This is a genomic window from Bacillus sp. AFS059628 (assembly GCF_002571225.1).
GTDB lineage: Bacteria > Bacillota > Bacilli > Bacillales > Bacillaceae_G > Bacillus_A.
Genome location: NZ_NVEC01000054.1, coordinates 19,194 through 28,608 on the forward strand (window position 1 = coordinate 19,194; position 9,415 = coordinate 28,608).

Genomic DNA, 9,415 nt, shown 5'->3' on the forward strand with positions numbered 1-9,415 from the left:
CCCTAACAAATAAGATGAGTTTTCCTTTTTCTGTCCTCTTTAGTCATTTCTACTAGCGTATTATATGCCAATAAAGCATGTTGCGTTAAAAAGGTTTTTGTCCACGCATAAGATTCTCCTGTAATGGTTTTATAAGTAATAAATTTCAAATATGAGACCTTTTCATTTCCATTAAAAATATTTACTTCTTCAATTTGATTTGCTTCTAGTAATCTCAATTCCCCCACCCTCATACCAGTTTGAGATAAAAGTACAATCATACATGCAGCTCTTTTTGATATCTTGTCTTGATTATCATCCAAAATACTATCTAATGCCGCCTTTATAATGCAATTTAAAATATCCTCCGGAATTAAGGTAGTTTTTCTATTTTCAATTTCAGCTTGAATTCGCTGTTGATTAATTGTCGATAATAAGAATTTATAAATATATTTAAAATTCACTTTTCTATCATAGAATTCGATCTTTTTTAAAAACGCCACCACAACTTTTATCTGAAAAGATTTTGAACTTTCTGATACATTCTTGCATACTTCTTCTATATATTGTTTAAAAAGAGAATGTGAAAATAATTTATAATCATCTATCAATTTATCATTCAAAAAATTCATGAATTTCATTAAACACATATAACGTCTTTTTATTGTGGAAAATCTCAAAAGCTTTATCAAAATTAATTCTAATATATATTGTTTTGCATACGTTTTGAATGAGTTTACTACTTCCGAAAAATTAAAATTATAATCACTATGCCTTCCTATTATTATTGTAACTGGATCAAAAAAATCCCATATATCATCATTGAAATATATCTCTTTATTCTTTAATGGTAACCTAAAGATATTCTTTAAATTCATCTGATTAATCTCTGGTTTAACAAATAGCCCCTCTAACTCATCAACATACCATTGTAACCCATTAAAATTAATAACCTCTTTAGGCATTTTTTGATCTCTCCTCTTTTAATTCGTACAGTTTTTTCAGATATGCTACATATAGTTTCTTTATATGTATTAACTCGTCTTTCTCATCATAAACACTCTGCTTAATATCTTTTTCTATCTGTTTTATACTTTTAATTATGTATGGAATTCGATCTAAAGTCGTTATAAAATTAGGACACATTAAACAATCTAAATCTTTTTCTGCAATACATGTTCCTGATTCACAATACCCATTTTCATTTCGTACTGTTACAGATTTTAAAGAATGGATTTCATTAGAAATACTCTCTCTAGGATTTTCCACTACCGTTCCATTAACAATTACATTATCTAACTTAATATAGAACATTGCCTCTAAGTAATTTTGAATATTACTTTTTCTATAGTGCTTAATTGTAGTTTCCATATGTGCATGTCCCGTCACCTTATGAATATCAAATATATTAACTCCTTGTTTTTTACCTTCTTCAAAAATGTTGTTCATAAAAGTATCTCTTAAGTTATAAACAGTATAATTACTTTGAGATAAGTCTAAATTTTTAATAGTTCTCCTAAAATCACGATAAAATACATCCCTCGAAATGACTCTTATTCCTCCTTTAATAGAGGTGTTAAGAAATACGTATTCATTTATTTTTTTATCATTTTTATTTCCATTCCTTAGGAACTCTGTAATTTCAACTGCTAAATTTATTAGCTTCATTACATATTGATTAGGATAATATTTTTTCTTTTCTCTACCCTTTGATTTTCTCAACACCATTAGAACATTTTTATCATTAATTCTTTTTATATCTTTCACTTTAATGCTTAAAATTTCATTGATTCTTAAATTAGTTGTCAATTTAAGTGACAAAATTATCCAATATAATCTATACTTTAGCTCCCCTTTTTTCTCTTTCTCCTTATATTCAAAAATGATTTTATCTAAATCTTCTTTCAATATTGGATTAGGTTTTGCTTCTCCTTTTTCAATTTGATTTAACAATTCAAAACAATGTGTCTCTACATTTTCTAATTCATATTTTGATATATGTTTTAAAAAATCTTTAACTATATATATATGTGCGAATTTATTGATTTGTTATTTTGATACTCATATAAGAGATATAAGCGGAAAGCAGCAATATTTTCAGCTATAAAAATCATTTTTTTATTTGAATTCACTTCTGTTAATGTAGTACAAGAATAATTAAAATCTATTTTCTTTTGAATATACTTTATAAAATAAAACAGACTATATATATCTTTAGATTTCGTATGAATATTTAGTTCAGAATGCCAAAACCAATGCTTTAACAAATATCTAAGCCTTACATTTTTTACTTTTAGAAAGTCTACTAAAAAATACTCATTATGTCTTTTTACAGTACTTCCTTTTTCTTCACCATTTAGGGCAACTATCCATCTAGGGAAAATAGGAATTTCATTTAATTTATTTGCATATACAACCTTAAATCCTTTCGCATATATATTGTGAAAATCCGGACGAAATAGCATGTGTTTATTGATATCATCTTTTAAAGAAAACACCTCATATTTTTGACATAAAAATATATAGAAATTAACTAAAAAACGAGCATAACGTCCTTTGTTATTTGATAGATCTAAATTACGAAAAAAGCGATATTGTTTTTTAAATGTATCTATATTAAAATCTACAAGTTTCTGTGGAAATGCAGACAAAACCATAAAGCTTTGTTCAAACCTATATATAAATTTTCGTATACGAGTATGTCTTTGTTCTGTAAATTTAAGCGTGTCTATAAATTCTCTTAGTAATTTTCTGATGAAATGATTATGACAATGCAAATACAAAAAGGTTGTCTTTACTCCATCCGTACATTTCTGTAAATTCAGTGGTTCGGAATCCTCAAAAAATATAGTTTTAGGTTTACTACCGCCCAATTTCTCCGTAAATATCCATTGATTTTCTTTCAAATAATCCGAATTTTGATCAAGAATTCTTTGGGTTTCATACGCAAAACCATAGACTCCCCTAATTTCAGATAAGCCATTTCCACATCGTTGTATTTGTTTGCACATTTCATTCCAAGATAATTCATTCATGCCTATGTTCGAAAATGTCTGTACCCATGATTTTAAATTAATCTTATACGATGTTTCATTATTTTCAAGTAATAAAATATCTGTTCTTTTTTCTTTTAAGAAATCTAATAAAAGGTTAACAACCTCTTGATCTTGTACAATTCTTTTCAGATGATTTTTATATGACTCCACATTTTTCTCAAAAAGATTCATCGATTTATTCTCCTTATTTATTAATAATAGAGTTCTGGTACAAGTGAAAACATACTTTCTGTCGCCTTTTGATTTGCCTCCAATATGTCTTCCGTGTCCGGTCTAAAATAACATTCAACACTAGCTATGGATTTGTGGCGTAAAGCATATTTCAAATCTAGTTCATCAGCATTTTGATATTTTTTCAAAAACATGGCATAACCATGTCTAAACCGATGGCTTAAATTATGTTCCCTCTCATAAATATCTATATGTAACCCAGCTTTCTTAAAAATCTCTCTTAATGTTTTGTTCCAGCCCGTTTTAGTTAAAGGCGTACCATTTTTACTCAAAAATATATAAAAATTATCATTTCTCCCCAGAACAGACATAAAATCTACTTTGTCTGCGACCGATTTTCCAAGATAATTTTCTCGATTTTTAAATGACATTTTTTCATGAGCGGTTGCAATATACTCGTCTAGTTTTAATAGTAAACAAATACTAGGATAAATCTCTTGATAACCTACTTTTCTAGTCGAATAGTCCTTGCTTTTATAATCATCTTTTCTTATAGGCTTAAGACAAGACTTTGCCATTTGATCACTTCTATCTGATACACGATTACGGATAAAAATACACCCTAAATCATCTAGTTCTTTTTTTGAGCTCTCTAAAAAATCAGTTTTTATATCTTCTAAAGTAAGCCCCAATACCTCACCCAATCTTAAACCACACTCAAACATTAATCGTATTATCATTTCTTCTCTTGCAGAATACTCCGCACGAACAATATTTATTATTGCCTTAAATTCATTAACTTTTATGTACATAGGAACAACATCGTTATTAGAATTGTTACGCTCATTCACAGTATATTTTTCAACTATTTCCTTGTATCCATGAGACAAAAAACCGCTTTTCCCTTTAAACTTGCGTACGGTATTTTTTTTAAATAAAATCGAGTCATCTATACCTAAAAATTCGAAATATTTACGATACACACCAAAATAATTATTTATTGTTAAATTACTTCTTTTAGACTTTAATTTTAATGATATGTCCACTCCATTATTACAATCTCCAAGTAAAAATATTTTTAATAGTTGAACATCACGCCAAGACAAATTTTGAAAATCATTTATATCAAATAATTCTACGAAACTGTAAAATAATTTTATTGCAGTTAAAGCTTGTTCACTTGTATTATAGGGTTTTTCAGCAAGATGAAAATTCAAAAATTCATACGCATTCGAAATTACTTTTTTTCTACAATCGTAAATTATCATGTACTTATAGTTATCTTTGTTGACTATTGCACTACTTATGTAAACAGTTTCCTCCAATCTTATTTTTTTATCCAATGTAAGGTAATACTTTCTAAATGCTAAAGAAGAAAATCCATTCAGTTCCTCTATTACAATCATATTGATTCCCCCAGATATTTTTAATACATACCTACATAATTTTAATATCATGTTTTCCCATCGATTAAGACAATGTACGATTATTAATCCTAACACTGACCAAATATATATTTTCTTGTGTGTATTTTATAGACAGTACAAATCAGCTATAAAAATCAACATTATCCCCATGTTCCGCGATTATCTAAAAAGTATTGGAAAATGACATTTAAAATTAATATTACAAGCTTCATTTCTAATTTATTTCACTATTATATCATTTTCAATATATGTAAATTCCTCAAAAAATATATATGATCAAACTCTTTTAAGGATTTAACTAATGTATTTGTTGTCTTTCTATTAATTATTTTAAACGTAAAATTCACACCTGTGTTTAAAAGTATCAAAAAAAGGAAATAAATACTTATAAGTTTTATTTAAGGAGGCAACTTAAATGTCAATAATTTGTGCTAATGTAAAAATTTCAGGAACTAGACCACTCTTATTTAATCGATTTACCGAAGAGGCAATTCCTATAACCAAACAAGAAAAATGGGGAGTTCCAGGAAATAATCCACAAGAATGGAAGAAAACCTTTCAAGCCACTCCACAAGGTCAACTTTACTTGGATCCTATTTATATTTTCTCTTGTTTACGCGCAGGAGGAAAATTTATTTCCAAAGGAAGAGGAACCTTAGAGCCAGACGTATCTTCAACTCTCCAAGTATTAGATAACAAAATATTAATTAACAGGTTTCTTCCACCCATTAACGAAATAACAAGGGATGATAAAAGGGATGTTTATATTGACGTACGCCCTGTTTCTAGAAGAGGAGTAAAAAATATACGTTATCGCTTAGCTATTTCATCCGGTTGGGAAACAGAGTTCAGTATAATATGGGAGGGAACCTTAATTAGCCGTGAACAAATGAGAGCTATTTGCCAAGATGCTGGTGCGTACGCCGGATTAGGAGATGCAAGAAAGGTTGGATTTGGTCGATTCCATGTCACTGATTTTAACATCATCCAGCAAAAAGCACATGCCTAAGAAAAGAACCCCTTATGAAACTTGGAGGATAAACATAAGACCTATTGTATGGAACAGAGATAATAAAAAATGTATACGTTGTAAAAAGACAGTTCTATTAAACGAGTGTCATATAGATCATATAATCAGTGGGATACGTGGAGACAATAGGCTTCAAAATTTACGTACTCTTTGTAGAAGATGTCACGTTTTACGTGCAGATCACTTTCATCGTGGTATGATTGCAAAAGCTTTAAAAGATGGAGTTATAACAGCCGATTGGCGTCAATATGTTTAGGAAAAAGAATCAATATTGAAAAGGTAGAACAGAATTTTTTATATTTCCTAATGAAATAGTAATAATATAGAAATTCAAATATAGTTAAATTGGTGCATTTTATAAAGCACAACTAGATGTATGGTACGATTTGACACGGACCTAAACTAAATTAATATTTAATAACAAATAAATAATTGATACTATATTGTTTATAAATCAATTATTTAAATACATTTACTGCAAATTTCACGTTACATAAGCATTCTCTAAAAATCATGATTGTGTCGAAACAGTTTAAGCTGTTCAATAGGAGATGACCTCCCTATTGCTGAAGAGATAGGTCATTTAATCAGGTTGGGCTTGGCATGGTATCCCCCGGCTGGGTTCGGTTCGGTGGTGTTTGGTATGGCTTGATATGGTAATTTTATAATTACATAAACCATACTTTATTATAAATCACTCATTAAAAACAGTCAGATTCTCTACTAACTAAACATAATGGGATATAATACAGTTTATTTTATATTTTCATTCCTCGAATTAACTAAACGATTCAATGTAAAAAATAATACTTATAAGTTCTATATATTGTTTTTTAATCACTATAGTGTTCTTACATTCATTTGTACACTTCTCTAATCTGATAGAGAGGTGATACACTTGTCTGATTTCTTAAAATTAGTTGGGGAAAACATCCGCTTTTTACGAAAAAAAAGAGGATTGACACAAGAAGAATTGGCTGAACAAATCAATCTGCAACAAGCTTATATCGGTGGAGTTGAACGTGGAGAAAGGAACATTTCCATGCTTACTCTGCAAAAAATTGCTATTGGTCTAGAGGTTTCACCTGATAAAGTTTTAAATTTTGGTAATATCAATTTAATCGATAACCCTCGACGAGAGGAATCTCTTAGTATCATTACTTCTCTATTACATCAAAAAAATGCAGATGAATTACAATTTATTCTAAAGTTTCTTCATAATTTCTCTGAGTTCGTAGAAAACAACAACATTAAGTAATAAGTGCAACATATTTTTCAATACATACTATAAATATTCACTTATAATAAATGTCTCAAATTGTCTAAAAATCGCTAAAAGAATTTTCTCACCCTAAGAAATTTTAACACCATTAAATAAAAAACTTTATCCTTTCCAACATGTTTAGAAAAAGTGCATTCCTAAAAAGAAACCATATTAAAAATATGGTTTCTTTTTTAGATTATTTAATTAATGCAGTATTAATTATTATGCTCCTTAAATATAACGCTGATATGGAAAAGTTATTATACTAAAAATCAGATAACAAGCATGGATGTGGTGAAAATAGAGGATATCTAGGTGATAAGATAGTAATGATGTACATTGTTCAACACCTTGAAGGTGGAGAAGAATTATTTAAACATAAGATGGATGCATATTCTACTATATTATTGGATGTTTAAATTTTTCTCATAAATATAATTATAAAATTGAAAGATATTTTTATACACATAAGAATTTAGATTTCGTTTATTGTAGTGTTTATTTCTTCTGATTCTGTTTGTTCATCTTTTGGTGTATCAGTGAAACATACAGATATATTTCTTCCACCAATAACTTTATTAGCATCTGGTAAGAGATTCTCTGTTTTCATATAATTTTCTAGGCTGCGTTTATCTCCTCTTTTATCATTATCGCGAAAGCTATGGAAATAAATTTTTTCGTGTTCATTATCTTTACTTGTAGGATATGAATATGAACAAACTTTTCTATCTAAATTATTTTCACTAGCTTTTGTTGGAATATCAGCATTTAAGGCATTAAAAAATGCTGTGGACTAAAACGCCCATGTTTTGATTGTTCAAGCTCTAAAAAAAGACTAAGTTTCTTGTAAAAAGCTCCTGCGAGTTCTATTGGTAATTCGAATGACTTAAATCCGTTTTCTTTAACTTCGCATACTAACGGTAATTCAAAAAAGTCATTAGTCCCTCTTTTGAATAATCCAAGTGTATATTTCTTCTCAGAAGGTTCATCATACTTTTTCTTTTTCAAATCTTTATAATCATATTTAAAAATCGCACTTATTTGCAATTCGCTTTTATACCTAATGCCATTAATAACTTGGTAATTAAGATTTTTTTAAACATATCTTTCGACAATGAAAATAATCTTGTAAGTCTAATGGTCCCTTCCATATTAATCCCTCTATAAATTAAGTATTCATGTTTCTGAAGTGAGTATGGCCTTTTTCTATTTTATCGCAATATCCCTTTCTACAGGGGGAAATTTCACGAGCGGATTGAATTTATATAATCCCTTTAATATTCTACGTCTATTTTTTTGAGAGGAATTAGTTCAAGTTGCTTATTAAATCATCAACTATATCCCTTCCGATTCCAGTTTTTTCACAAACCATACTTGATCTATTTTATGTTTATGGGGTAACACCACACATCCATCAACTTAAGCATTTAGGCTATTCTTAAAGTTAAAAGTACATTATTATTTTTTTATATTAATTACATTATTTTTTTGCACCAGAACCATTTATTTTCTTACATAGTATTTAGAAAATAATATACGAGTATGCACTTCGTAGAAATGAAGATTATTAATTAAAAAAAGAGTTATTTAATAAATATGTGCTAATTTAAAGAAAACGGAGAAAAACGTGCATAAAGAAATTAAAAAGTAAAAAGACTCACCTCTTTCTAGGTAAAGGGTAAGCCTTTTTATTTGTTACTAATAATAATGCGTTATGCTAAACAGTGATAAATAAAACATATAAGAAAGATAAGCATGTTACATAAATAAATTTATTTGGAGGGTATAAAAGTTTAATCATGGATTTTATTATTTTCATACATATATAATAGTTTAATTTTTCTGGGGATGTCTTATCTATCTTCATGTACAAAAAGGGATTTTTACTAATTTATATCAAGAACAGAGGTGATTTTTTGATTACTAATCTCATTATTAATGGTGGATTTGAGAACGGAACACTTTTACCGTTTTTGACGGTGAATGCTTCTATTGATGGTACACATAGTCATACTGGCCTTTTCAGTGCAAGTCTTTTTGGCGGAATAGGGAATGCTGTTATTGTTCAAGAGGTACCTGTTTCCTCAAATCAAAGTTATGAACTATTCGCTTCTCTTGCTAAAGTTGGAGGAGCTGCAAGCCCTACTATCTCGATTACAATTGCTTACTATGCAGGGGCAGTTATTCCAGCAAATTTTTTAGGATATGGTCTGACTATTATAATTCCATCAAATGGTCTCCCAGATAACAGTCAAAATACTTGGTTGACAGTGTATCAAACTACTTCTTTAGCACCACCTACGGCTACCCAAGCCCTTGTATCTATTTTTAAGTTAGGGCAGATTGGAAGTCCCAATGTGGTTGTGGATGATATAGCATTGCTAGCATCAGAGCAACCTGGTCCTACTGGTCCTACCGGTCCTACTGGAGGTACTGGTCCTGCTGGAGATACTGGTCCTGCTGGAGATACTGGTCCTACCGGTCCTAC

General features: G+C 29.2%; 8 protein-coding genes and 1 pseudogene. 4 read left to right on the top strand and 5 right to left on the bottom strand.

Features of this window, described 5'->3' with window-relative positions:
- Positions 1-2: 2 nt before the first annotated feature.
- The 4 genes from COL05_RS18460 to COL05_RS18475 form a co-directional block, all read right to left on the bottom strand.
- Positions 3-944 carry a hypothetical protein gene (locus COL05_RS18460; RefSeq protein ID WP_098669650.1) on the bottom strand — a complete coding sequence of 314 codons (942 nt, stop codon included), beginning with the start codon at positions 942-944 and terminating at the stop codon, positions 3-5.
- Positions 937-1,932 carry a tyrosine-type recombinase/integrase gene (locus COL05_RS18465; protein ID WP_180233465.1) on the bottom strand — a complete coding sequence of 332 codons (996 nt, stop codon included), beginning with the start codon at positions 1,930-1,932 and terminating at the stop codon, positions 937-939. Before COL05_RS18465 ends, COL05_RS18460 begins: the two co-directional genes overlap by 8 nt.
- A 65-nt stretch (positions 1,933-1,997) precedes the next feature.
- The gene (locus tag COL05_RS18470) at positions 1,998-3,206 is read right to left on the bottom strand and encodes a hypothetical protein (protein ID WP_098669652.1); all 1,209 of its coding nucleotides are present in this window, start codon (positions 3,204-3,206) and stop codon (positions 1,998-2,000) included.
- Between the two features lie 20 nt (positions 3,207-3,226).
- Positions 3,227-4,612: a tyrosine-type recombinase/integrase gene (locus tag COL05_RS18475; RefSeq protein WP_180233466.1), complete on the bottom strand. Its 1,386-nt coding sequence runs from the start codon at positions 4,610-4,612 to the stop codon at positions 3,227-3,229.
- A 436-nt stretch (positions 4,613-5,048) separates the two neighbouring features.
- Between COL05_RS18475 and COL05_RS18480 the strand changes: the two genes are divergently transcribed.
- The 3 genes from COL05_RS18480 (at position 5,049) to COL05_RS18490 (ending at position 6,921) form a co-directional block, all read left to right on the top strand.
- Positions 5,049-5,642: a hypothetical protein gene (locus tag COL05_RS18480; RefSeq protein WP_098669654.1), complete on the top strand. Its 594-nt coding sequence runs from the start codon at positions 5,049-5,051 to the stop codon at positions 5,640-5,642.
- Complete coding sequence (locus tag COL05_RS18485; RefSeq protein WP_098669655.1) at positions 5,635-5,919, top strand: HNH endonuclease; 285 nt, start codon at positions 5,635-5,637, stop codon at positions 5,917-5,919. Before COL05_RS18480 ends, COL05_RS18485 begins: the two co-directional genes overlap by 8 nt.
- Before the next feature lie 642 nt (positions 5,920-6,561).
- Positions 6,562-6,921 carry a helix-turn-helix domain-containing protein gene (locus tag COL05_RS18490; protein ID WP_098669656.1) on the top strand — a complete coding sequence of 120 codons (360 nt, stop codon included), beginning with the start codon at positions 6,562-6,564 and terminating at the stop codon, positions 6,919-6,921.
- Between the two features lie 481 nt (positions 6,922-7,402).
- On the opposite strand, the pseudogene COL05_RS18500 reads toward COL05_RS18490, so the two are convergent.
- Positions 7,403-8,078: pseudogene (locus COL05_RS18500) on the bottom strand (DUF6037 family protein).
- A gap of 765 nt (positions 8,079-8,843) precedes the next feature.
- On the opposite strand from COL05_RS18500, the gene COL05_RS18505 reads away from it, so the two are divergent.
- Positions 8,844-9,415: NTTRR-F1 domain (locus COL05_RS18505; RefSeq protein WP_180233467.1), on the top strand; the 572-nt coding region annotated here is incomplete at its 3' end.